Source organism: Variovorax sp. RTB1, assembly GCF_035018765.1.
GTDB lineage: Bacteria > Pseudomonadota > Gammaproteobacteria > Burkholderiales > Burkholderiaceae_C > Variovorax.
This window is the reverse complement of the sequence record NZ_JASJXG010000003.1, coordinates 109,416-134,061: the sequence shown is the minus strand read 5'-3', so window position 1 is coordinate 134,061 and position 24,646 is coordinate 109,416. Positions and strand designations below refer to the sequence as shown.

Genomic DNA, 24,646 nt, shown 5'->3' with positions numbered 1-24,646 from the left:
TTCGGCTCCCATCTTCCGGTTTGTTGTCGCGGTCTGTTGTCGCCTTCTTTCCCCACGGAGAAATCAACTTGAAACGCATTCTTCTGTTCGTGCTCACCAACGTGCTGGTCGTCGCGGTGCTTGGCGTCGTGTCGAGCCTGCTCGGCTTCAACCGCTACCTGACATCCAGCGGGCTCAACCTGCCTGCACTGCTCGGCTTCGCGCTGGTGATGGGCTTTGGCGGGGCGATCATTTCGCTGCTCATCAGCAAGCCGATGGCCAAGTGGACGGCTGGCATCCGCATCATCAACAACCCACAGTCGGCCGATGAAGCATGGATCGTGGAGACGGTGCGCAAGTTCGCCGACACCGCCAAGATCGGCATGCCCGAGGTCGGCATCTTCGAGGGCGAGCCCAACGCCTTCGCGACGGGCGCGTTCAAGAATTCGTCGCTGGTCGCGGTGTCGACCGGCCTGCTGACGAACATGACGCGCGAAGAGGTCGAGGCCGTCATCGGCCATGAGATCGCACACGTGGCCAATGGCGACATGGTCACGATGGCGTTGATCCAGGGCGTGATGAACACCTTCGTCGTGTTCCTGTCGCGGGTCATCGGCTACGCCGTCGACAGCTTTCTGCGACGCGGCGATGACCGCAATTCCGGGCCCGGCATCGGCTACATGATCACGACGCTGGTGCTCGACATCGTGCTGGGCTTCGCCGCGCAGATCGTCGTCGCGTGGTTTTCGCGCCACCGAGAATTTCGCGCGGATGCAGGATCAGCCAGCTTGATGGGCAGGAAGCAACCCATGATGAATGCGTTGGCACGGCTGGGTGGGTTGCCTCCGGGCCAGTTGCCCAAGTCGGTCGAGGCAATGGGCATCACCGGCAGCATCGGCAAGCTGTTTGCCACGCATCCGCCGATCGAAGAGCGCATCGCTGCGCTGCAGAACGCCAAGGCTTGAGACTTTGAGTGCGGGGATAGCGTCTGGCGCACCCCTTCCGCTCATGTCCCCGAACACGCCCCGCTGTCTCCTCTGCAAAACGAAAAAAGCCGGCAACCTCTTGCCGGCTTTTTTTACTGGATCGCCGGATCTCTATTCGGCGTGGCCAGCATCTTTCGCATCGTCGGACGGCACAGCATTCGTCGTTGCTTCTGCTTCTGCTTCTGCTTCAGCAGCTGAAACAGCTTCAGCTTCAGCAGCAGCAGCCGCAGCCGCAGCCGCAGCACGCTCCGCCTCCGCAGCCTTGTCGCTGCGAGCGCGTTGGAGGATTCGCTTTACTTCGACTGGGTCCATGCCGTACATGTCGGCGAACCCTGCTTCGTCCTTGCCGCTGGCTTCGAACGCGCGCAGCAGCGCTTCACGCTTGGCGGCCTGACGACCGAGCTCGGCCAGCGCTTCATCGAGCGCCGCATTGGCGCCCGCGTCACGTGCTCGCACTCGCTCGGCATAGACCTCGCGCGGCATCCCCGAAGCTTCGATCGCCGCGATGATCCGTTCCTGCAGTTGCGGACGCAGATCGTCTTTCGAGCGGGCTTGACGGCGCTTGAACACTTCGAGGATCGCGTGGTGCACATGCTCTGGCGCAACTGGCTCGACCGCATTGCCGTCGAGGTCGTGGCGCGCATGGCCGGCAGCGACGCTCTCCAGGTAGCGGGTCGAGCGGGCATGCAGACCCATCGCGACCTTCAGCTCTTCGGTCTTGAAGGTGTCGGGATGGCGCGCTATCAGGTCTTCGTACGTGCCGAGCTTCAGCGGCAGGAAGCGGGCGCCGAACAGCTTGGGGTGCAGTTCGAACAGCTGCTCCAAAACCGGATGCACCTGGCGCGCCGGACGGGGCGCGCGCTGGTCGCGCTGGCCCTGGTGTGGCTGCTGACCGCGTTGCCCTTGCGGTCCCTGTTGCCGCCCTGGCTGTTGCTGTTCCTGGCCGGCGGTCGGCCTTTGGCCCCCACCTCGACCAGAGCGCGGCCGCCGCGAGTTGCGGCGTGGCTCGTTGGGTTCCGTCGCTGCGTTCGAAGGGGCGCCCTCGGATGCGGCGGTCGTGTCTTGGGCCGGCGCAACGGGCGTGTTCACCGCGGTGGGTTCGGTCTGGATGGCGTCTTCGGTCATGGGGTCGCTTGCAAGAAAAATCGGTTGTCTCGGATCAGCGCGGACGGCGCATCAGGAAGCGATTGTCGGCGGTCACTGCAAAGTAGTCCGCCGGACCGCCGCCACGCAGTATCGGCTCGGCCGCCGCGGTGTCGTAGATGCCATCGTTCAACAGCCGCCGCGCGATGTGCACCGCGACCACTTCGCCCAGCACCAGCCAGCTCGAAATGGCGGTGCCATCGGCGGCTTGCAGTTGCACGATCTGTGTCAGTTTGCACTCGAAAGACACCGGACTTTCAGCCACGCGGGGCACGTCGATCTTTCGCGATGCCACGGGTGTCAGGCCGGCAAGCTGGAACTCGTCGACATCGGCAGGCACCGAAGCGCACGACAGGTTCATCTGCTCCGCCAGCGGCCGTGTTACCAGGTTCCACCCGAACTCTCCGGTTTCGCGGATGTTGTGCAGGCTGTCCTTCGCGGTGATGCTCGAGAAGCCGATGATCGGCGGCGTGTAGTTGAAGCCGTTGAAGAAGCTGTAGGGCGCGAGGTTCAACACGCCCGCCGCGCTTTTCGACGAGATCCAGCCGATCGGTCGCGGACCGACCATGGCGTTGAACGGATCGTGCGGCAGGCCGTGACCGTTGGCAGGCTCGTAGTAGTGAAAGTCGTCTTCGATCATCTTTTCGCTTTCGTGAGGTCTTTTGTTCGTTGGCCTTGAAGGCTTCGGCTGCAATTTCAGTGACGTGGGTTCAGTTCGAGGTCGCGAGCACGCCACGCGCGACTGCCTCGGCAACCTTGATGCCGTCCACCCCCGCCGACAGAATCCCGCCCGCATAACTAGCCCCTTCGCCGGCTGGATACAGCCCGCGCACGTTGAGGCTCTGATAGTCGTCGCCGCGCGTCATGCGGATGGGCGACGAGGTGCGTGTCTCGACGCCGGTCAACACCGCGTCGTGCAGGTCGAAGCCTTTGATCTTGCGGCCGAATGCCGGAAACGCCTCGCGCATCGCCTCGATGGCATAAGCGGGCAGGGCTCCGCGCAAATCGGTCGGCGTCACGCCCGGCTGGTACGAAGGCGTCACGCTGCCGAGCGCGCTCGATGGCTTGCCCGCGACGAAATCGCCGACCAGTTGACCGGGTGCGCGGTAGTCGCTGCCGCCGAGCACGAAGGCGTTGGATTCGAGCTCGCGTTGCAGCACCATGCCGGCCAACGCGTCGCCCTTTTCAGTGGCAGTCCAACCCGGGAAATCACGCGGCTCGATGCCGACCACGATGCCCGCATTGGCATTGCGCTCGTTGCGCGAGTACTGGCTCATGCCGTTGGTGACCACGCGCCCAGGCTCGCTGGTTGCCGCGACCACCGTGCCGCCCGGGCACATGCAAAAGCTGTAGACCGCACGTCCGTTGCTCGCGTGGTGCACCACCTTGTAATCCGCAGCACCGAGCAGCGGATGACCGGCGTGCCGCCCCCAGCGTGCACGATCGATCAGCCCTTGCGGATGCTCGACGCGGAAGCCGATCGAGAACGGCTTGGCATCGATGTGCACGCCGCGCGCATGCAGCATCTCGAAGGTGTCGCGCGCGCTGTGGCCGAGCGCCAGCACGACGTGGTCGGCACGCAGCTCATTGGTCGCACCGGTGGCCCGATCGAGCACCGACAGGCCTCGAATGTGGCCGTCTTCGATGCGCACGTCCGTCACGCGTTGCTCGAAGCGGATCTCGCCGCCCAACGCGACGATTTCTGCGCGCATCGTCTCGACCACCTTCACGAGCTTGAAGGTGCCGATGTGCGGATGCGCGACATAGAGGATCTCGGGCGGCGCACCTGCCTTGACGAATTCCTCCATTACCTTGCGGCCGAGAAAGCGCGGGTCCTTGATCTGGCTGTAGAGCTTGCCGTCCGAAAACGTACCGGCACCGCCTTCGCCGAACTGCACGTTCGACTCCGGATCGAGCACGCCCTTGCGCCACAGTTTCCATGTGTCGAGGGTGCGCTGTCGCACCGACTTGCCGCGCTCCAGCACGATGGGTTTAAAGCCCATCTGCGCCAGCACCAGTGCACAGAAGATGCCGCACGGCCCAAAGCCGACGACCACCGGGCGCAGCGGCATGTCGGCCGGCGCATGAGACGGCGCGCGCCACACCATGTCGGGCGCAGGCTGGATGTGCGGATTGGACCCGTGCTGCGCAATCAGAGCCGCTTCGCGTTGCGGGTCGGCCAGTGCGACGTCGACGATGTAGACCGTGAGCAGGTCGACCTTGCGAGCATCGAAGCTGCGTTTAAAGACGTTGAAAGTGGCGATGTCGGTGGACGCGACACCTAGGGTGCGGAACACCAGTTCCGGTAGCGCCTCTTCGGCGTGCCCGAGCGGCAATTTGAGTTCTGAAAGTCGGATCATCGTAAAGGCTCGTGTTCATCAAGCAGGGCGTGAATATAGGCCAGTCTCATGCGAGGTGCGCACGACGAGTCGTGCGAGCGTGTGGAGGCGTGCACTCGACCGGGTGCCGAACAAACCTTGGGGAAGCGTGACCGACTGCGCAGGCGCACGCTGAGCGCAGGGACCGGGGCCTCGGACAATTCCTGCCCATGTCACACACACGCTCCTTTCCCTCTTGCGCTGCTCCTCGCTGCGCCCTTGTCGTCGCCATTGTCTTGACGCTCGCGGCCTGCGGCACGCGCAAGCCCGCACCGCCTCCATCGGCCGATCGGCTTGCTGCGATGGCCACGGCGCTCGCAGTCCAGGAGCAGCGGCTGGCCGTCCTGGCCAGCGACACCTCGGACGATTCGCCCATCGTGACCCGCGTGGTGTTCAACCGCGGCATGTACAAACCGGGCATCGAGCGGCTGCGTGTCGTGCGCCGGCAAAACACCGTCAACAATGTAGCGGCGCAGGTCGCGCTCAATATCGCCTTGATCGCACTGACACGCGGCGCCGCCGTGCAGGGCTTCTCCAAGGACGAGCTGGCCGGGGATGCGATGCCGGAACTCGCGAATGATCCCGTCTCCGCGAATCCCGCGAGCCAGGACGTCGCGAACGGCCTCGGCCGAATGGCGACGCGTTTCTACGCACGTCGCGCGATCGAGGCGGTCGCAGTGGCCAAGACCGATGGATCGACTCCCGAAGAAATTGCAGACGCCTCGCAGATACCCAAGGACTTGGGGACCGCGCTGAACCCGACCGGCTGGCAGCTGGTGTACGAGAACATTGCCTCCGGCGACGATCTCTATCGTCTCAAGTTCGGCGCCCAACTGGGCCGAACCTTCAAGGGCCCGGTGGTGTGCGGCTACGTGTCGGAACCGCTGGGGTGGGCCGCCTGGCAGGTCGATGGCTGGCAGCACTTGCGCGAGGAGCGGGCCAAGGCGGTGACACGGTGCACCACCGACCTGGGTGCCTATATCGCCGCCAACTGGTAGCGGCTGTCTGAGATCGACGCAGGGCGGGCGGCACCCCCGCCGTGAGCGCGCCAGCGACGTTGAACTTCAACCCGGAAGCGCGGGCAGGAAGCCTTCCACCGACAGATACCGCTCGCCCGTGTCGTAGTTGAATCCCAGCACCACGGCATCGGCTGCCAGTTCGGGCAGCTTTTGCGCGATGGCGGCGAGCGTGGCGCCGGACGAAATGCCCACCAGCGTGCCTTCTTCTGCGGCGCTGCGGCGCGCCATCTCGCGGGCCGGTTCGGCGTCGACCTGGATCACGCCATCCATCAACGCCATGTCCATTATTTTCGGCACGAAGCCGGCACCGATGCCCTGGATCGGATGCGGCGCCGGACTGCCGCCGGAGAGCACTGGCGATGCGACGGGCTCGACTGCAAACACCTTCAGCTTCGGCCACTTCGCCTTCAGCACTTTGGCGACGCCGGTGATGTGGCCGCCAGTGCCGACGCCGGTGATCAACACGTCGATACCACCGGGAAAGTCGGCGGCGATTTCTTCGGCCGTGGTGCGCACATGGACCTCGACGTTGGCCGGGTTGTTGAACTGCTGCGGCATCCACGAATTCGGGGTGCCGGCGACCAGCTCTTCGGCGCGGGCGATGGCGGCCTTCATGCCGCCGGCGCGTGGCGTCAGATCGAAAGTCGCACCATAGGCCAGCATGAGGCGACGCCGCTCGACGGACATCGAATCGGGCATCACCAGGATCAGCTTGTAGCCCTTGACCGCTGCGACCATGGCAAGGCCGATGCCGGTATTGCCGGAGGTCGGTTCGATGATGGTGCCGCCGGGCTTGAGCGCACCCGATTTCTCCGCGTCCTCGACCATCGCGAGGGCGATGCGGTCCTTGATGGAGCCACCGGGATTGGCGCGCTCCGATTTGATCCAGACCTGCTGCCCCGGCTTTGCGAGGTTGCCGAACAAGCGCTGGATGCGGATGTGCGGCGTGTTGCCGATGGTGGCGAGGATGGTGTCGGCTTTCATGGAGTCTCCTTCGTTGATCTGGGCGATATGGGGTGGAAGATCATTGTGGCGATAATCGCGGCGTGAAGCACGCTGGACCGCCGCTGGTGCAATCTGGGAAACCAGGCACTGGAGGAACGTCCGGACTGCACAGGACAGCGCAGGAGCTAACGGCTCTCCACCGCGAGGTGAGGATCAGAGCAACAGAGACGAGTCGGTGAAGGGGCAACCCCGATCCGGGTGAAACGGGCAATCTCTGCGCGCAGCAACACCAAGTAGGCCAGTATCGAGGTGGTTCCGCTGAGCTGGCGGGTAGGTGGCATCGAGCTGTTTGGCGACAAACGGCCCAGAGTAATGGCGGTCATGCCGGGGTTCGCAAGAACGCCGGTACACAGAATCCGGCGTACAGGCGCGCTTCACACTAATTCAGCCGACGAGCCGTGTTCAGAACCGCTCGCTCGGCAGCAGGTAGCGCCATTGGCCTGGCAGCAGCCCGGCCAGCGGCACACGGCCGATGCGGATGCGCTTCATCGACAGGATGCGCAGGCCCACGCCATCGCAGATGTGAGCGATCTGCCCTGGTCGCGCACCCTTCAGCGCAAAGCGCAAACCGGTGTGGCCCTCACCCTGCTGGCCGACGCTGACGCGTGCCGGCGTGCGCTCCAGGCGATCCAATATTTCAGGACCGACCGGACCTTCGACGTCGACGATGACCTCGTGTTCCATCACGCCGGCGTCTTCCTGCAGCTTGCGTTCGATGCGGAACTCCTGCGTGAATACGATCAGCCCGCTGGCGCCGGTTTCGAGCGGCGTCATCACGCGCTGGGCTTTCACGTGGTGCGGCAGAAAGCGCAGGCCGGCGCGCTCCGGCTCGTGGTGGTTGGCCGCGAACAGCAGGCGATGCGCCGCATCGGTTTCGGTACCGGCCGGCTTGTGCAGCAGCAGGGTCACCGCCATCACCGGCTGCGGTCGCGCACCGGGTTCGATGTCGACGCGCTGGCCTTCGCGTACGCGCGATTGCGGGACCAGCGCGGGCTCGCCGTCGACCCGCACTGCGCCGCTTTCGATCAGCAGCTCGGCTTCGCGTCGCGAGCAGCCTGCGGCGGCGGCCACGCGCTTGGCCAGGCGGACGCCTTCGTCTACAGAGCCGCTGCGGCTCTCGCGGCTGTTGCGTTTGTCGTCCAGGGCGCTCATTGCGCCGCCAGTCGCTGCAGCCGTTCGACATGCGCTGCCAGCGAGCGAGCCGCCACCGGCCACATGCGCTCCGGCACATCGTCGTAGGCAATCGGCACCCAGTCTTCAACGCTGCCCTCCGGCAGGTGGCGCATGGCGGCGGCCACCTTGGCCTCGCGCCGCAGGCGGTGCGCCTTCAACATCGCGATGGCCTCGCGCGGACTGCCGATCGCGTAGCCGTGCGCGGGCAGGATGAACCCGACGTTGTCGTTGGTGCAGGCGATGTCGAGCGTGTCGAGGGAGTTCAGATAAGCCGTCATGTCGCCGTCCGGCGGATCGACGACTGTCGTACTGCCGTTCAGGATGTGATCGCCCGAGAAGAGCAGGGCGTCTTCTTCGAGCAGCAAGCACAGGTGGTTGGCGGCATGGCCGGGCGTGTGGATGACGCGCAGCGTGTGCCTGTGAGCGGACGTGTCGGTTCGCGCTGGCGCCGCCAGCGTGAGGCGCTCGTTGTCGTGCAGCGCGCGATCCGGCGTGAAACGCGCGGTCGGACGTGAAGTTGTCGCAGAGGGCAGCCCGAGGATCGGCGGCCGCGTCTTGCACAGCGCCTGCAGCGGCGCAGCGCCCGGCGAGTGGTCGGCGTGCGAATGCGTGCACACGATCATGCGGATGTCGCCCTGCGTCGCGCGCCATAGCCGGCCGATGTGATCGAAGTCGTTCGGACCCGGATCGATCACGATGTAGCCGGTCGTCGCGTCGCCCACGATGTAGCTGTTGGTGCCCGGGCCGGTCATGGCGCTCGGATTGGGTGCGGTGAGCCGTTGCAGGTTTTTCAGCAGCGGCACGGGAACTTCGTTTTGCCAGTCGAGCGTATGCAGGATCTGGCCATCGGGGCACACCATCGCGAGCTCGCCGTACGGCGAATCGGTCTCCATGTAGCGCGCGTCGACGCCGTCGAGCAGGCCGGCGCGCGGGCAACTGGTCCAGAGCGGGCCTTCCCCTTCCGAGCGATTGGCGCAGGTGCCGAGCACTGCATCGACGTTGCCGTAGGCGGCGAGCCGCTCGAGCGTCCGTACCGTCGGGAAGATCATGAAGAAGCTGCCGGACTTGTGGCGCTCCAGCGCATCGGCAGGTCGCACCCAGCAAGGCTCGAACTGCTCGGTTTCGTCCGCGACCGGCGTCTGGCCTTCGGGCATGCGCGCGATCAGGAACGGCACGTCGAATCGCTTCGGCAAATCGCGGTCGGTAATCCAGTGGGCGAAAGTGAAAACCTTGTCGGTGGACAGCAGCAAACCGCGTGCGGCGCATTGCTCGGCGAAGGCGACCGTCGTCGATGCGGTGCTGCGATCCATGTCGTCGATCTCGGCAGCCGTGACCGGGCTGCCATCGGCGTGGTGCGCAAGCAGCACGCCCAGTTCTTCGAAGCTTTCGCGGATGGCCGCGATCGCCTGTGTCAACTGCAAACGGCTTTGGGTGCGGCGTCGTGTCGCGATGCGTCGTGCCGACGTGTCGGCCTCGTCGATTCGACCGCCCGGAAACACGTAGGCCCCGGGCGCGAAACTGGCGCTCGACGACCGCCGAGTCATCAGGACTTCGAGGCCGTCGAGTGTGTCGCGCAGCAGGAGCACCGTCGCGGCTGCGCGCAACGGCGCCGACTCACGCGGAGGATGGAGTTGTTGGGTTGAACGAACCATCGCCGCATTATCTGCGGCGGTTTATTACTTGGGCGTGCCGCCTTGCGTGCTCGGGCGCTTGCCGGGCCGGCGCTGGTCACGGGTTTCGGCGCGGGCCTCGCCGGCAACCGCCGCTTTGTCGGTCCCGATGGCGCCGCCTTCAGGGGCCTTGGGCTCGTCACCGCCGGGCGCCTTCAACATGCCGGCTGGTCGCCGGTCTTTGCGCATCTCGCCCGCCTGCGTCGATTTGTCGGTGGCGTAGCCGGGCGTATTGGGTGGCACTGGCACGCCGGGCGGGGTGGGTTGTGCATAAGCACCTGCGGCAAACAGACCCGCGAGAAGAATGGAAAGTGTTTTCGTCATGAGAGAAGCTCCAGAAATGGTTTGAGAATGAAAGATGCAGCGTCAAAGCGCCGCCGCTGCAACCTTTATACGGATGCTGGCCCCAGAAGGATTTGCGAAATCGCGATTGATGCCGGCCGTAACGGTAGGACGATGGCGCTTTCGGCTGTCATAAGGCTTTCACGCCAGTCGCTTGGGGGTGCCGGCCCGCCGCCGATAATCCGCAGATGCGAATCCGTTTCACCAAGATGCAGGGCGCCGGCAACGACTTCGTCGTGATCGACGAGACGCGAGGCGCCTTGGCGCTGAAGAGGGCCCAGTACCGCTTCCTGGCCGACCGTCACTTCGGCGTTGGCGCGGACCAGATCCTGACCGTGCGGCCGTCGCCCGGTGCGGGCATCGACTTTCAGTACGTGATCCACAACGCCGATGGCGGAGAGGTCGAGCAATGCGGCAACGGCGCGCGTTGCTTCATGCGCTACGTGCGCGAACACGGGCTGACGACCAAAGCTGCAGTGCGGGTGCAAACGCTCTCTGGCGTGATCGAGCCACGCATGAATGCCGACGGCCGCGTGACGGTCGACATGGGCGCCCCGATCTTCGAGCTGCCGCGCGTGCCTTTCGATACGGCCGGCCTCACACCGGTGGTCGAAGGTGGCTGGGAGCGATGGCGTCTGGCGCTCGGCACCCACGCCCACAGCGCGATCGTTTCCGTCGCAGTGTTGTCGATGGGCAACCCGCATGCGGTGCAGGTGGTGGACGATGTCGAAGCCACGCCGGTCGCTGTGCAAGGCCCGCTCATCGAGCACCACCCGCGCTTTCCGCAACGCGTCAACGCCGGCTTCATGCAGGTGGTGGATCGCGCCAACATTGCGCTGCGCGTGTTCGAGCGAGGTGCCGGCGAGACGCTGGCCTGCGGCACGGGCGCCTGCGCGGCTGTGGTTGCAGGCATCCGTCTCGGCCTGCTCGATGCGCAGGTCGACGTGCAGACTCACGGCGGCGTGCTCACGATCGAATGGGCCGGCGAAGGTCGGCCCGTGCTGATGACCGGCCCCGCAACCACCGTCTTCGAAGGCGACATCGAAGTTCCCGACTTCGCCTGATGGCTCCTGAACTCTTCTGACCTGATCGACTGATCCGACATGCCCCACAACATCCACGACAACGCCGCCATGAACCCGATCACCGAGGACGACATCGCCAACTACCTGGTCAACACGCCCGACTTTTTCGAGCGGCATGCGCAGTTGCTGGGCCAGGTACAGCTCACCAGCCCGCACGGCAACCGGGCAGTCAGCCTGCAGGAACGCCAGGCTGAAATGCTGCGCGAAAAAATCAAGGCGCTGGAGCACCGCGTCATGGACATGATCCGGCACGGCACCGAAAACGTGGTCGCGTCCGACCGGCTTCAGCGCTGGACCGCGGGGCTCCTGACCACCCGCGACCCGCGTGGCGTGCCTTATCGCATCGTCGACGAGTTGCAGTCGCTCTTTCTGGTGCCGCAGGCGGCCATCAAGGTGTGGGACTGCGAAACCAGCTACCTCAACGAGCCTTACGCGCAATGGGTGAGCGATGACGTGAAGGCGCTCGCCACGTCACTGACCGAGCCGTATTGCGGCCTCAATTCCGGCTTCGAGGCGACCCAATGGCTGGCCGAGCCGCGTGCCGCCGTGTCGATCGCAATGATCCCGCTGCGGGCCGAGCCCGAGTCGCCAGCCTTCGGCATGTTGATCCTCTCGTCGCCCGATGCGCATCGCTTCAATTCAGACATGGGCACGGAGTTTCTGGAGCGTATCGCCGAGCTGGCGTCGGGCGCGCTGTCGCGACTGCGGCCTTGATCGGCTGGCTGCGACGCGCAACGCGGACCGCACCTTGGGTCGCGCCCGTGGCAGGCATTGCGGCCCTGTTGCTGGCGGCGCTGGTGTTCGTCTGCGTCGCCATCGGCATCACGGTCTGGCGCGATGCGCTCGATCGGTTGGCCCACCCGCCTGAACGCACCGCCGACGCGGCGCTTGTGCTGGGCAACCGAGCGTACTTGCGCGGCAAACCAAACCCGTGCCTGACCGGCCGTGTCGACGCCGCTCTGGCGCTGGCTTCAGCGGGCCGTGTGCAGCGCCTGGTGTTCTCGGGCGGCGTCGACAGCGAAGACGGCCGCATCGAAGCCGAGGTCATGCGTGCCCATGCTGTCCAGTCGGGCTATGCCGGGCCGATGCTGCTCGAACCGGCTTCCCAATCGACGCGTGAAAACCTGGCGTTGTCGACTGCGGTGTTACAGGCCGCAGGCGTCAAGAGCGTGATCGTCGTGACGGAGCCCTATCACCTGTGGCGCGCGCAGCGTCTCGCGCATGCCGGTGGATTCGATCGGCTTTTCGACGTCCAGTACGCCGCCGCGCCGACGCGTTGCTGGTTGCGCTGGGGCATGGCGTTCAAGGGTGCGTTGCGCGAGCCGCTGGCCATCATCAACAATGCGGCTCATGGCTATCTGCGCTGATCTCGCCCTGGTCGAAAGATACCTGGACCATGTGCGCGTGGAGCGCCGGCTGGCGGCGCGCACGGTCGAGCTGTACGCCATTCATCTGACGACGTTGTCGGAGAAGGCGGCCGAAGCCCGGCTGGCGTTCGACAAGGTCCAAACGACCCACGTCCGCCGCTGGATGGCGCAGTTGCACAGTGCCGGCCATGCGCCGCGTGGCATTGCGCTCATTCTTTCTTGCTGGCGCAGCTTCTTTCGCTGGCTCGGCAACGAAGGGCTGGTTGCGGGCAATCCGGTGCAGGACGTGAAGGCGCCCAAGGCGGCGCGGCCGCTGCCCAAGGCGTTGGCCGTCGACGACGCGGTGCGGCTGGCCGACCTGCACGACACCGAAGCCGACCCGTGGACCGAAGCGCGCGACCGCGCCGTCGTCGAGTTGCTCTATGGCTGCGGCCTGCGCGTGAGCGAACTGACGGGGCTCGATGTTTACGCCAGCGCGACCGCGCGCGGCTGGGTCGACCTCGATGCCATGGAAGCCAGCGTGCTCGGCAAGGGCGGCAAACGGCGCAGCGTGCCGGTCGGCTCGAAGGCCGGCGAAGCGCTACTCGCGTGGTTGGCCGTACGTGCCGATTGCGCCGCGCTCGATGCCGCCGCGCAGCGCGATCCGGCCGATGGCGCGGCCTTGTTCCTCGGCGCCAAGGGCACGCGACTGTCCCCTCATGCGGTGTGGAAGCAGTTGCGCGCGCGCAGCCTCAAAGCCGGCCTTGCAGCGCCCGTGCATCCGCACATGCTGCGCCATTCGTTCGCCAGCCACGTGCTGCAGTCGAGCAGCGATTTGCGTGCGGTGCAAGAGCTGCTGGGCCACGCCAACATCACCACGACGCAGGTCTATACGCGGCTGGACTTCCAGCATCTGGCGAAGACCTACGACGAATTTCATCCGCGTGCCAGGGCGCGCCCGACGCCGGAAAGCGGCTCAAAAAAATAACCGTCGAGCCTTCTTGACAATGCGCGCTGACGCTCATTAGAGTCGGGCGTTCGCTGGCAACAATGCCAGCCGCGGCAACATCGCCGCACTCATCACCGGCAACACTGCCCTCTGCTTGGCGCTTACGCGCAGCAGGGGGCTTTTTTTTTGGATTTTCGAAATGGCCCTCTCGCCTTCGACCGCGCAGCAGACCCGCGTGGCATGCCTTCAGTTCGAGCCGCTCGTCGGCGAGAAGCAGCGCAACCTCGACGCCAGCGTGCGCCTGATCGAAGCTGCCGCCGCAGAGGGTGCGCGACTGATGGTGCTGCCGGAGCTGTGCAATTCAGGCTATGTTTTCGAGACACGTGAAGAGGCCTTCTCACTGGCTGAAGCGGTGCCCGGCGGACCGAGCTGCGCGACGTGGATCGCCGTTGCCCAACGGCTCGGCGTCACCCTGGTCGCGGGCATCGCCGAGCGCGACGGCAACGCGCTCTACAACGCGGCAGTGGTGATCGGCCCTGACGGCTACATCGGCACTTTTCGCAAGGTGCACCTCTGGAACGCCGAGAACCTTTTCTTCGAACCGGGAAACCTGGGCTTTCCGGTTTTCAACACGCCGCACGGGCGAATCGGCGTGGCGATCTGCTACGACATCTGGTTCCCCGAGACCTTTCGCATCCAGGCATTGAAGGGCGCCGACATCGTCTGCGTGCCGACCAACTGGGTGCCGATTCCGGGCCAGGCGCCGGGGCGCGAAGCGATGGCCACGATCCTCACGATGGCGGCGGCACACAGCAACTCGATGTTCATCGCCTGTGCTGACCGCGTCGGCACCGAGCGCGGCCAGCTGTTCGAAGGACAGAGCCTGGTCGTCGGTTGCACGGGCTGGCCGGTGGCCGGCCCCGCGAGCCGCGTGGCGGAAGAAATCGTCATCGCCGATGTCGACCTGGGTGAGGCCCGGCGCTCGCGCAACTGGAACGCTTTCAATCAGGTTCTGCGCGACCGACGCACCGACGTTTACAGCGAAATGCTTGGCAGTGGGCAGGCGCCCGGCTGGTACTGAGCGCCCTCGGATTCTTCGTTCCCTTTTCCGTTCATCCATTCATTCAACCCGCAGGAGTCTTCTCATGTTCAAACCGAAAATCCGCATCCTCACCGCCGCTTTGACGCTGGTCGCCTTTCCGTTGCTGGCCGCCGCGCAAGGCGATGCGCCGATCCGCATCGGCCTGCCGGTCGGCCTGTCCGGCGCCAACAGCGTGGTCGCGCCATCGGTGGTGCAATCGGCAGAGCTGGCCATCGAAGAGATCAACGCTGCGGGCGGCGTGCTGGGTCGCAAGCTCGCACTCGAAGTGGCCGACGATGCGTCGGGCGCGGTCGGTGCGCAGAAGGCTTTCGATTCGCTCGTGTTCCAGAAGAAAGTCGACGTGCTGATCTCGATGGAAACCAGCGCTGCGCGCAATGCCGGCCTGCCCATCGTGGCACGCGGCAAGGTGCCCTACATCTACACATCGTTCTATGAAGGCCGCTCGTGCAGCCCGTGGATGTTCGTCAACGCCTGGGTGCCGGAGCAGCAGGTGCCGCCGGTGGTCGACTACTTCATGAAGACCAAGAACGCCAAGACGATCTTCCTGGTCGGCAGCGACTACTCCTTCGGTCGCGGCATGCTCGAGTTCACCAAGAAGTACGCCGAAGGCAAGGGCGCCAAGATCGTCGGCGAGGAATACCTGCCGATGGACGGCAGCGACTGGACCGCCGTCATCAGCAAGATCCGCGCGGCCAAGCCCGACGCGTTGATCACCTCGACCGCGGGCGGCGCCCCCAACGTGACGCTCACAAAGCAGCTGCGCGCGGCCGGCATCAACATTCCGTACGGCAACCTGGCGGTCGACGAAGGCACGGCAAAGAGCATGGGCGCCGATGCCGCAGGCATCTACATCTCGGCGTCCTACGTGACCGGCATCGACAGCCCCGCCAACAAGAAATTCCTCGACGCGCTGACCAAGAAATTCGGTGCCGACCTGAAGACGCCCAACGATCTGTCGGTGCCCGAATACGAAGCTGTCTACGCCTACAAGGCGGCGGTCGAAAAGGCGAAGAGCACCGACGCCGACAAGGTCCTGAAGGCGTTGGGTGAAGTGGCAGTCGAAGGCCCGCGCGGCCGCATCACGATGAACCAGCAGCACCACGCGCCGCTCACGATGTATCTTGCGCAAGTGCAAGCCGATGGCGGTGTGAAGGTGATCGACAGCTTCAAGGATGTCGCTGTCGGCACGCAGTGCCCCAATCTCAAATAAAACGACGGCTGCAACTTCGCTTCAAATGACGTAGATCGCCAATGGACTTGTTGCTGGACATCGTCACGACGGCGGCGATTTTGTACATCGTCTCTGCCGGGCTGTTGCTGATCTTCGGCGTCATGAAGATCATCAACTTCGCGCATGGCGCCTTCCTCACGGTCGGTGCCTATGCCAGCTTGGTGGCCTCACGCATCGGCCTGTCGCCGCTGCTCGGCCTCGCGTTCGCGCTGCTGGTGGGCGCGCTGGTCGGCATGTTCATCGAGCGCGTCGTCGTGAGGCCGCTCTACGCACGGCCGCTCGACGCCATCCTCGCGACCTGGGGCCTGGCGATCGTCATCGGGCAGGTCATTACCCTGGTGTTCGGGCGCGAGGTGCAACTGGTGCCGAGCCCGGTCAACGGCACCTTCGCCTGGTCTGGCGGCGAGTACTCGGCGTACCGCTTGCTGCTGGTCGCCGCCGCCGCCGTGCTCGGCACAGCCCTCGCGCTGATCCTGACGCGGACCCGCATCGGCCTTGTCACGCGTGCGGTGATCATGAACGAGCAGCTGGCGCGCGGTCTCGGTATTCATGCCGGCATGGTGCGCTTTTGCACCTTTGCGGCGGGCGCTGGCATAGGGAGCCTCGCCGGTGCGCTGATCACGCCGCTGTCGAGCGTCGATCCCAACATGGGCGTGCCGTGGCTGGTCAACGCCTTCATGCTGGTCATGGTGTCGGGCGTGTCGATGGGTAGCTTGCTGGTCGCCACGCTGGTCTTCGGCGCGGCGCAGGTGCTGCTCTCGACCTATGTGAGTCCGGTTCTGGGCGGCTTGGCGATCGCTGTGCTCGCAGCCGTCACGCTGCGTATCCGGCCGAAAGGATTTTCCCGTGACTGACCCCGTACTGGGCTCGGTTGCCGTTGCGGTTGCGCCGTTGGCAGACGTTCGATCGGTGCGTTCGATGCGTCGGGTGGTCGCTGTGGCTGCCGCATGCGCTGGCGTGGCGCTGGTCGCGCCGTCGCTGCTGGACACCTACACGCTCAATATCCTGATTCGAGCGATCTTCTTTGCGATGTTGGCGTTGACGGTCGATGTGCTGTGGGGCTACACCGGCTTCCTGACTTTCGGGCAGTCGGCTTTTTTTGGGGCTGGCGCGTACGCGGCCGGGTTGGTATTCACGCACCTCGGCTTCAGCCCCGGCATGGTGTGGGTGGCGTTGGGTCTTGCGGTGTCGGCTGCTGCCGTCCTCGCGCTGATCACGGGCTGGCTGTCGTTCTATCACGGCTCCACAGCGCTATATGCCTCGGTCATTTCGCTGGTGCTGCCCATCGTGGTGACGCAATTGCTGTTCTCTGGCGGCACTTTTACGGGCTCGAGTTCCGGCCTCACCGGCTACACCGTGCCCGACCTGAGTCTGGAGGCCTGGTTTCGCATCGCTGGCTGTGTGCTCGTGTTCCTGACTGCCGGTGCCTGGCTCTTCGTGCGGAGCGATGGCGGGCGCTTGCTGGCAGCGATTCGCGACAACGAAACGCGCTGCTCTTACCTGGGCATCGACACGGCTCGCCTGAAGATCGTGTTGCTGGTCGCCACCGCCGCCATCGCCGGCCTCGCAGGTTTCGGCTATGCAAGTTTCAGCGGCGTGGTCGCGCCGGAGTTGGCCGGCTTCGTATTCGGCACCGAAGTGATCATCTGGGTCGCGCTCGGCGGGCGCGGCACCTTGATCGGGCCGGTGTTCGGCGCTCTTCTGATCGAGTGGGGCAGCGCCTACCTGAGCGGCAGCCTGCCCTTTATCTGGAAGCTGTTTCTCGGCGTGGCTTTCGTGCTGGTGATCGTGCTGTTGCCGCAGGGCTTGCTACCTCCTCTGGCGCGCCTGCTGCGCCGGTTGGGCCGGCGAAGCGGCGCCGCTGCAGCGGATATGGCGCAGGCAGCAGGCACCGCCATGCTGGCCGAGTCGCCCGTGCGGCCCGTCATGGACAGCGGGGCACCGGTGATCGAGCTGGCTGGCGTGTCGAAGCATTTCGGCAGCCTGAAGGTGCTGTCGGGCATCGAATTCGTCGCGCACCGCGGCGAACTGGTGAGCCTGATCGGCCCCAACGGCGCCGGCAAGACCACGCTGATGCGCTGCATGAGCGACGGTGCCGAGCGCAGCGCCGGCACCGTGCGAATCGATGGACACGATATCGCGCACGCGCCACCGCACGCCTGCGTGCGCTTCGGCCTCGGGCGCAAGTTCCAGACCGCCAACGTCTTCGAAACGCTGACCGTGGCCGAATGCCTGCGCATGGCGCGCGTGCGCGTCGACAAGCCGTCGCTGTGGCGTCGGAGCACGACGCTGGCCTTGCCGTCGCACGCGCTGGCGGTGCTGAAGGCGACCGAGCTCGACCGCAAACTGCACGTCGAAGCGCGGCACTTGTCGCACGGCGAACAACAGGCCCTGGAGCTCGCGATGGTGCTTGCGCTGGAGCCGCAGGTCGTACTGCTCGACGAGCCCACGGCGGGCCTTTCACTGGAAGAGCGCAGCCGCATCGGCGCGGTCTTCACCGACCTGTGCGTGCGCTTCAACCTGTGCCTGCTGCTGGTCGAGCACGACCTGGACTTCGTGCGCGAGATATCGACACGCATCGTGGTGCTGCACCAAGGGCGGCTGGCGCTGTCCGGAACGGTGCAGGAGGTGGTCGACTCCGAGCTCGTTCAGACGATCTACTCGGGGAGCGCCGGCCATGACTGAGTTGCGCTCCAGCGAGGCCGCGCTGACCCTGAAAGGTGTGAGCGCGGGCTACGGTGAACTGATGGTGCTGCGCGGCCTCGACCTCTCGGTGCCGGCTGGCAGCATCGTCGCTTTGCTGGGCAAGAACGGCATGGGGAAAACGACGCTGCTCAAATCGGCGATGGGTTTTTTGCCCAAGCGCCAAGGCCGCATCTCGATGGCGGGCGTCGACATCACCACCCTGCCGGCGCACCGCATCGCTCGCCTCGACGTGTCATATACGTCGCAAGAGCAGGCCCTCTTCGTCGACCTCAGCATCAAAGACAACCTGCGCCTCGGCCTCGCACGCGACGCGTTGCTGAACGACCGACTCCCGGCGATCTACGAGATCTTTCCTTTCATGCAAGGCCGCATGGCGCAGCGCGCGGGCACGCTGTCGGGGGGTGAACAAAAGATGCTGCTGGTGGCCCGTGCGCTGGTCGCGCGGCCGTCGTTGATGCTGGTCGATGAGATCACCGAAGGGTTGCAACCTTCGGTCATCGACAAGGTGGGCGCGGCGCTGCGGCAAGAGCGCGACCGCAACGGTACCTCCATGCTGCTGGTCGAGCAAAACGTGGGCTTCGCGCTCGCCGTCGCCGACCGGTACGCGGTGCTCAAGCGCGGCGAGATCGTGGTCGAAGGCGACACGCGTGCGCCTGGCGCTGCTGAAATCATTCGCGCGCAGCTGCGCGTCTGATACGGTGCGACGATGACATCGACGATCTGGACTTCCACCACCGCGCTCGCCACCCTGGCCCAAGTGGCCGCGGGCGTGCGGAAAGCGGCCGATGCCATGGAGCAGACGTACAGCGCCATCGCGCAACACGATCCCGCGATAGGCGCTTTCTCGTGCCTCGCCGAAGCCAGACTCGCGATCGACGGGGCAACGCACGCTGTGGGGCCACTCGCCGGACTGCCGGTCGCGGTCAAGGACATCTTCGACACCCGCGACCTGCCGACGGCTTATGGCTCGCCGTTGTATGCCGGTCTCGCGCCGCCGCGTAGCGACGCCGCCATCGTCGGTGTCATTCGCAGCGCCGGCGGTGTCGTCGTCGGCAAGACGACCACCACCGAATTCGCCTACCTCGAGCCGACCGCCACCCGCAATCCGAATGCGCCCGGCCGCACGCCGGGTGGCTCGTCGGCCGGGTCCGCGGCGGCCGTCGCGGCGGGGCTGGTGCCGTGGGCCATCGGCACGCAAACCGGCGGCTCGACGATCCGCCCGGCCTCGTATTGCGGCATCGTCGGTTTCAAGCCGAGCTTTGGCCTGTTGCCGACTGCCGGACTCAAATGCTTTTCATGGTCGCTCGATACCGTCGGGCTGTTCGCGCGCGATATGGGCGACGTGGCTTGGCTGGCGCAGGCGCTGAGCGGCCGGCCGCTGGCGCTTGCCGCGCTGCCGGCGCCAAGGCGCTGGACCGTCGGCGTGCCCGCAGCGTATCCGTGGGGCGACGTGTCGCCGAGCGCGGCGGCCGCGATGGCGCAAGGCATCGAGGCGTGGCGCCGTGCCGGTGCGACGATTCGCACGGTCGAGCTGCCGCCCATGGCCGAGGCACTTTTCAGCGCACACGCGGCAGTGCAGGGATGGGAAGCCTGGCGCTCGCTCGCCAGCGACCTCGACATGGCGTCGAGCCACCTGCAGGGCATGTCCTTGCAGTTGCGCAGCTACTTGAACGAAGCCCGCCAGGTGGACGACTCGACCTATGCCGCTGCGCAGGCCACAGCACACCTTGCCCGTGCGCGCTTTGCCGATTGGCTGGCGCCCTGCGACTTGCTGCTCACGCCCAGCGCGCCGGACGAAGCACCGGTCGGGTTCGCCAACACCGGGCCATCGACGTACAACCGGGCATGGACCCTGCTCGGATCTCCCTGCGTGAGCGTGCCGGGTGCGGTTGGGGTCAACGGCCATCCGATGGGGCTTCAACTGATCGGCGCGCCGGGTGAGGATGGCCCATTGTTGAGGGCCGCGGCGGCCTTGCAGCAAGCCCTTGCGATGGCTGCCACTGGCACCCCTGATCACTCACCCACCACGACATGACGCCAGTCGACGACTTTCGCAGCGACCCGCGCCAGGATCCACGCCGCGATGCCTCTACGTTGCCGGATACCGCTCCGGCAGGCGATCCCTGGCGTGTCGGCGTGCTGTTCTCGCGGTCGGGCGTCACGGCCATTTCCGAGAGCGAACACTTCTACGGCACGGTACTGGCCATCGAAGAGATCAATCGTGCCGGTGGAGTGCTCGGCAGGCAGATCGAGCCGGTGGCGCTCGACCCCGGCTCCGATCCGACGGAGTACCGCCGTCTGGCGGATCAGTTGCTGCAGGACGAAGGCGTCAGCGTGATCTTCGGCTGCCACACCTCGGCAGGGCGCAAGGCGGTGCTGCCGGCCATCGAGCGCCGCAACGGTTTGCTCTGGTACTGCTCGTTGTACGAGGGCTTCGAGTTCTCACCGAATGTGATCTACACCGGCGCGGCGCCCAACCAGAACAGCCTTCAGTTGGCGAGCTTCTTGCTCCGCGAAGGACGCAAGCGCTGGCACCTGGTCGGCTCCGACTACATTTATCCGCGCGAATCGAATCGCATCATGCGCGACGTGGTTGAGCAGCACGGCGGCGAGATCACGGGCGAGGTTTACCTTGACTATCAGGTCGATACCGGGGCTGTGAGCCGGCTGGTCGAATCGATCAAGGCGGCCAAGCCCGATGTCGTCTTTTCGACGCTGGTGGGACGGCCCGGCCGGGAGTTGTACCGGCTCTACCGTGAACTCGGCATGGACCCGCAGCAAACGCCGATTGCCAGCCTCACCATGGCCGAGGGCGAAATCAAGGCGGTCGGCCCTGAGCTGTGCACGGGCCACTTCACTTCGGCCAAGTACTTCGCTTCGCTCGATACGCCCGGCAACGCCCGCTTCGTCGCCGCGTTTCGGGAGCGCTTTGGCGCGGACTTGCCGATCAGCCAGTACACCGAAGGCGCCTACAGCCAGGTGCACCTGTTCGCGCGCGCGCTCGAGGTGACCGGCACGCTCGACACGCAGAAGCTTGTCGCCGCGGCCATGCAGGTGAGTTTCGAGGGGCCGTCGGGCGAGCTGCGCATCGATTCCGACAATCAGCATGCCTGGCTGCGTCCGCGCATCGGACGGGTCCGTGCCGATGGCCAGTTCGACATTGCGTGGGAGGCTGCCTCGGTCATCAAGCCCGACCCGTACATGACGATGTACGGTCTGGCCGACATTGCGGGCGATTGATTCGCCGCACGACAGGGCACGAATGAGTTCCGGCATCAAGCGTCTATTCGATGAGTTGCGCGGCACGTCGGTGGCCGTGATCCATCCGCCTGGCGCCGATTGCAACGTGCTGGTCGACCAGCTGCGCCGGATCGGCTGCAACGTGAAGTCGCTATGGCCATGTCCGCCATCGCCGCCGGCCACCATTGATGTGGTTTTTGTATTTGTCGCGGCCGAGCGCGGCAGCGAACACTTATGGAGCGGAGTCGATTGCGAGGCCGTGGTGATTGCACTGGTCGACTACGAGAATCCGACGGTGCTGAAAGGCATCCTCGACTTGAATGCACAGGCAGTCATCAACAAGCCGTTTCGCCCGACCGGGGTATTGAGCACACTGATTCTTGCCCGCGCGAGCAAGGGCTATCAGGACCGGCTGCTGCTCAAGGTGACGAAGCTGGAAGAGGCGTTGCGCTCGCGGCGCGAGATCGAGCGCGCGGTAAAGCTGCTGGCCGAACGCCAGGGGCTGACCGACATACAGGCCTACGAGCAAATCCGTCGCCAGGCCAGCAACAAGCGCATTTCGGTGGTGGAGGTATGCGCCGCAGTCAACAGCGCGGGCTCCGTGCTGGACGGACTCTGGCCGCTGGACCGCTGAGGTCGCAGCGAAGGCATCGAATCTTCCGTTCGAAGGCGATTTCCACGCCGTCGACAATCGGCGTATGAAGATACTTCGCCTCAAGCCCGGTAAAGAGCGCTCTCTCGCACGCCGGCACCCCTGGATCTTTGAATCGGCGATCGCCCGCGGTTCGGCCGATGCAGGCGAAACCGTGCGTGTCGAATCGCATGAAGGCCAGTTTCTGGCATGGGCCGCCTTCAGCCCGATATCGAAAATCCGCGCGCGGGCCTGGAGCTTCGTCGAGACGCAGCGCATCGACGCTGGCTTTCTGGCGTCGCTGTGCAAGAAGGCGGTCGATGCGCGCGCGCTGTTCGACATCCGCAGCGAAGGCATGCGGCTGGTGCATGGCGAGGCCGACGGGCTGCCGGGACTGATCGTCGACCGTTATGGCGACACGCTGGTGGCGCAGTTTCTGTCGGCCGGCGTCGAGCGCTGGAAAGACGTGCTGGCGGATGCGCTGTTGAAGGCGACGGGGCTCGCACGGCTCTACGAACGTTCCGACGCCAATGGCCGGGAGCGCGAAGGGCTGAAGCCGGTGACGGGCTGGCTGCGCGGGGAAGCCGAGGGTAATGTCGACACCGTCCGAACCATCCGCGAGCACGACTGGAAGCTGTCGCTCGACATCGCGACCGGTCACAAGACGGGCTTCTACCTCGACCAGCGCGACAGCCGCCAGCGCTTTGCCGAACTTGCCCAGCACCGCAAGTTTCGACGCGTGCTCAATTGCTTTTGCTACACGGGTGGTTTCACCATCGCAGCACTGGCGGGGTTGAAGGCTGCCGGTGCGCTCGAAGGCGCCGAGCTGACGTCGATCGATTCGTCGTTGCCCGCCCTGGAAATGGCGCGTGCCAACGTGGCGCTCAACGGTTTCGAAGCTGCAGACACCCGCTTTCTGGATGCCGACGTCAACGCCACGCTGCGCCGCTTCATCGAAGAGGGCCAGACTTTCGATGCGATCGTGCTCGACCCGCCGAAATTCGCGCCCACCATCGCGCACGCCGAGCGCGCCGCACGCGCCTACAAGGACATCAACCGGTTGGCGCTCAAACTGCTGGTTCCGGGCGGCGTGCTGCTGACGTTTTCTTGCTCGGGTGGTATCGGTGCCGACCTGTTCCACAAGATCGTCGCCGGGGCCGGTATCGATGCCGCAGTCGATGGCTACATCAGCGAGCGTCTGGGCGCGGCGCCGGATCACCCGATGACGATCGAGTTTCCGGAAGGCGAGTACTTGAAGGGGCTGGTCGTCGTACGCAAATAGCAGTCGCTGTCGGCACGACGCATGCAGTGGATGTCCTTTCCTTGGCGCCACGCTGTCGTGCTGGCTAAACTTCTGCCTCTCCCGTTTTCAGCCCCCCGCTTTTCCCTTGACCGGAGCAATTCATGGCCCTTATCCCTGCCACCATCCTTACCGGCTTTCTCGGCTCCGGCAAAACCACCCTGCTCAAGCGCATCCTGACCGAGGCGCACGGCCAGAAGATCGCGGTGATCGAGAACGAATTCGGTGAAGAGAACATCGACAGCGACATCCTCGTCACCGAGTCGAAAGAGCAGATCATCCAGATGAGCAACGGCTGCGTCTGCTGCACCATCCGGGAAGACCTGCGCGAAGCCTTGCAACTGCTGGCCTCCAAGAAGCGCCAGGGGCTGCTCGACTTCGACCGCGTGGTGATCGAAACGACCGGTCTGGCCGATCCGGGACCGGTGGCGCAGACTTTCTTTATGGACGACGAGATCGCCGAGAGTTATCTGCTCGACTCGATCCTGACGTTGGTCGATGCCAAGCATGCGCCGCAGCAGCTCAACGACCGGCAGGAAGCGCGCCGCCAGGTGGGCTTTGCCGACCAGATCTTCATCAGCAAGAGCGAACTGGTCTCGGCCGAAGAAACCGAGGCGCTGATCCATCGCTTGAAGCACATGAACCCGCGGGCGCCGCAGCAGAAAGTGCACTTCGGCGAGGTGCCACTGGCTAGCGTGTTCGACCTGCGCGGCTTCAACTTGAACGCCAAGCTCGACATTGACCCGGATTTCCTGAAAGAGGAAGACGACGCGCACGCAGGCCACGATCATGACCACGCACACGGGGAGAGCTGCGATCACCCGTCGCATGCCAACGAAGGTCACGGCCACCATCACCACCATGACGATGACGTCAAAAGCTTCGTCTACCGGGCCGATCGCGCCTTCGATGCTGCGAAGCTGGAAGACTTCCTGGGCGCCATCGTCAATATCTACGGGCCGCGCATGCTGCGCTACAAAGGCGTGCTGAGCATGAAAGGCACGGACCGCAAGGTGATCTTCCAGGGCGTGCACCAGTTGATGGGCAGCGACCTGGGGCCTGAGTGGGGCGCGGACGAAGTGCGCCAGAGCCGGATGGTGTTCATCGGCATCGAACTTCCGCGTGAAATTCTCGAACAGGGCCTTGATCAGTGTCTCGTTTGAGCGGACCTTTGCTTTCAGCGCATTGACTTTCGGCTTCTCTATATACAATCGCCCGCCTGTTCCGGCGACGTGCTTTGGCCCTTTGGGGCTGAGGCATGGCTTCGGGCACAGGAGAGAGCGAGTTTTTGGCGTGTTTTCAGAGGTATAACCCCTGAGCCGCCAAGGGCGAGCATCCTGACTACATGGGAGGAGACACCC

Annotated in this window: 23 protein-coding genes and 1 other RNA gene; 17 read left to right on the top strand and 7 right to left on the bottom strand. The window is 65.1% G+C overall.

Going from position 1 to position 24,646, the window contains the following annotated elements:
- Positions 1–68: 68 nt before the first annotated feature.
- Entirely contained in the window at positions 69–944 is an 876-nt protein-coding gene (gene htpX, locus QN397_RS03235; RefSeq protein WP_323500066.1) for a protease HtpX, read from the top strand.
- Between the two features lie 132 nt (positions 945–1,076).
- On the opposite strand, the gene QN397_RS03230 is transcribed toward htpX, so the two are convergent.
- The 3 genes from QN397_RS03230 to QN397_RS03220 all read right to left on the bottom strand — a co-directional run bounded on the left by QN397_RS03230 (position 1,077) and on the right by QN397_RS03220 (position 4,468).
- Entirely contained in the window at positions 1,077–2,090 is a 1,014-nt protein-coding gene (locus tag QN397_RS03230) for a ProQ/FINO family protein (RefSeq protein ID WP_323500065.1), read from the bottom strand.
- 34 nt (positions 2,091–2,124) lie between these two features.
- Entirely contained in the window at positions 2,125–2,748 is a 624-nt protein-coding gene (locus QN397_RS03225; RefSeq protein WP_323500064.1) for a flavin reductase family protein, read from the bottom strand.
- Positions 2,749–2,818: 70 nt separating this feature from the next.
- Positions 2,819–4,468, bottom strand: coding sequence for an NAD(P)/FAD-dependent oxidoreductase (locus tag QN397_RS03220; RefSeq protein ID WP_323500063.1), 1,650 nt, complete (start codon positions 4,466–4,468; stop codon positions 2,819–2,821).
- 188 nt (positions 4,469–4,656) lie between these two features.
- On the opposite strand from QN397_RS03220, the gene QN397_RS03215 reads away from it, so the two are divergent.
- On the top strand, positions 4,657–5,484 hold the full coding sequence (locus tag QN397_RS03215) for a hypothetical protein (RefSeq protein WP_323500062.1): 828 nt from the start codon (positions 4,657–4,659) through the stop codon (positions 5,482–5,484).
- 66 nt (positions 5,485–5,550) lie between these two features.
- Here QN397_RS03215 and cysK read toward each other — a convergent pair whose 3' ends face one another.
- On the bottom strand, positions 5,551–6,489 hold the full coding sequence (gene cysK / locus QN397_RS03210) for a cysteine synthase A (protein ID WP_187054325.1): 939 nt from the start codon (positions 6,487–6,489) through the stop codon (positions 5,551–5,553).
- 64 nt (positions 6,490–6,553) lie between these two features.
- On the opposite strand from cysK, the gene rnpB reads away from it, so the two are divergent.
- An RNA gene (gene rnpB / locus QN397_RS03205) (RNase P RNA component class A) lies at positions 6,554–6,890 on the top strand.
- Between the two features lie 22 nt (positions 6,891–6,912).
- On the opposite strand, the gene QN397_RS03200 is transcribed toward rnpB, so the two are convergent.
- The 3 genes from QN397_RS03200 to QN397_RS03190 are packed head-to-tail and all read right to left on the bottom strand — an operon-like array spanning position 6,913 to position 9,677.
- Positions 6,913–7,662, bottom strand: a complete 750-nt coding sequence (locus QN397_RS03200) for an RNA pseudouridine synthase (RefSeq protein WP_323500061.1) — start codon at positions 7,660–7,662, stop codon at positions 6,913–6,915.
- On the bottom strand, positions 7,659–9,335 hold the full coding sequence (locus QN397_RS03195) for an MBL fold metallo-hydrolase (protein ID WP_323500060.1): 1,677 nt from the start codon (positions 9,333–9,335) through the stop codon (positions 7,659–7,661). Before QN397_RS03195 ends, QN397_RS03200 begins: the two co-directional genes overlap by 4 nt.
- Before the next feature lie 24 nt (positions 9,336–9,359).
- The gene (locus QN397_RS03190) at positions 9,360–9,677 is read right to left on the bottom strand and encodes a cell envelope biogenesis protein TolA (RefSeq protein ID WP_323494886.1); all 318 of its coding nucleotides are present in this window, start codon (positions 9,675–9,677) and stop codon (positions 9,360–9,362) included.
- 206 nt (positions 9,678–9,883) lie between these two features.
- Here QN397_RS03190 and dapF point away from each other — a divergent pair, with 206 nt between their 5' ends.
- From dapF to QN397_RS03120, 14 genes are all read left to right on the top strand, one after another.
- Complete coding sequence (dapF, locus tag QN397_RS03185; protein ID WP_323500059.1) at positions 9,884–10,759, top strand: diaminopimelate epimerase; 876 nt, start codon at positions 9,884–9,886, stop codon at positions 10,757–10,759.
- Positions 10,760–10,798: 39 nt separating this feature from the next.
- Complete coding sequence (locus QN397_RS03180; protein WP_187054330.1) at positions 10,799–11,494, top strand: DUF484 family protein; 696 nt, start codon at positions 10,799–10,801, stop codon at positions 11,492–11,494.
- A gap of 47 nt (positions 11,495–11,541) precedes the next feature.
- On the top strand, positions 11,542–12,147 hold the full coding sequence (locus QN397_RS03175; protein WP_323500058.1) for a YdcF family protein: 606 nt from the start codon (positions 11,542–11,544) through the stop codon (positions 12,145–12,147).
- Positions 12,131–13,114 carry a tyrosine recombinase XerC gene (locus QN397_RS03170; protein ID WP_323500057.1) on the top strand — a complete coding sequence of 328 codons (984 nt, stop codon included), beginning with the start codon at positions 12,131–12,133 and terminating at the stop codon, positions 13,112–13,114. Before QN397_RS03175 ends, QN397_RS03170 begins: the two co-directional genes overlap by 17 nt.
- A 160-nt stretch (positions 13,115–13,274) precedes the next feature.
- Positions 13,275–14,156: a nitrilase family protein gene (locus tag QN397_RS03165; protein ID WP_187054332.1), complete on the top strand. Its 882-nt coding sequence runs from the start codon at positions 13,275–13,277 to the stop codon at positions 14,154–14,156.
- A 64-nt stretch (positions 14,157–14,220) separates the two neighbouring features.
- Positions 14,221–15,387 (top strand): substrate-binding protein, encoded by a 1,167-nt coding sequence (locus QN397_RS03160; protein ID WP_323500056.1) that lies wholly within the window; start codon positions 14,221–14,223, stop codon positions 15,385–15,387.
- 41 nt (positions 15,388–15,428) lie between these two features.
- Positions 15,429–16,262: a branched-chain amino acid ABC transporter permease gene (locus QN397_RS03155; protein WP_187054334.1), complete on the top strand. Its 834-nt coding sequence runs from the start codon at positions 15,429–15,431 to the stop codon at positions 16,260–16,262.
- A gap of 64 nt (positions 16,263–16,326) precedes the next feature.
- Complete coding sequence (locus QN397_RS03150) at positions 16,327–18,093, top strand: ABC transporter permease subunit (RefSeq protein WP_323500154.1); 1,767 nt, start codon at positions 16,327–16,329, stop codon at positions 18,091–18,093.
- Positions 18,086–18,808, top strand: coding sequence for an ABC transporter ATP-binding protein (locus tag QN397_RS03145; RefSeq protein WP_323494880.1), 723 nt, complete (start codon positions 18,086–18,088; stop codon positions 18,806–18,808). The genes QN397_RS03150 and QN397_RS03145 overlap by 8 nt, the downstream gene beginning before the upstream one ends.
- Before the next feature lie 12 nt (positions 18,809–18,820).
- Positions 18,821–20,149, top strand: a complete 1,329-nt coding sequence (locus tag QN397_RS03140) for an amidase (protein WP_323500055.1) — start codon at positions 18,821–18,823, stop codon at positions 20,147–20,149.
- Complete coding sequence (locus QN397_RS03135; RefSeq protein WP_323500054.1) at positions 20,146–21,354, top strand: transporter substrate-binding domain-containing protein; 1,209 nt, start codon at positions 20,146–20,148, stop codon at positions 21,352–21,354. Before QN397_RS03140 ends, QN397_RS03135 begins: the two co-directional genes overlap by 4 nt.
- Before the next feature lie 22 nt (positions 21,355–21,376).
- On the top strand, positions 21,377–21,988 hold the full coding sequence (locus QN397_RS03130) for an ANTAR domain-containing response regulator (RefSeq protein WP_323500053.1): 612 nt from the start codon (positions 21,377–21,379) through the stop codon (positions 21,986–21,988).
- Between the two features lie 64 nt (positions 21,989–22,052).
- Positions 22,053–23,267, top strand: a complete 1,215-nt coding sequence (locus tag QN397_RS03125; RefSeq protein ID WP_323500052.1) for a class I SAM-dependent rRNA methyltransferase — start codon at positions 22,053–22,055, stop codon at positions 23,265–23,267.
- A gap of 122 nt (positions 23,268–23,389) precedes the next feature.
- Positions 23,390–24,448, top strand: a complete 1,059-nt coding sequence (locus tag QN397_RS03120) for a CobW family GTP-binding protein (protein WP_187054340.1) — start codon at positions 23,390–23,392, stop codon at positions 24,446–24,448.
- Positions 24,449–24,646: the final 198 nt, after the last annotated feature.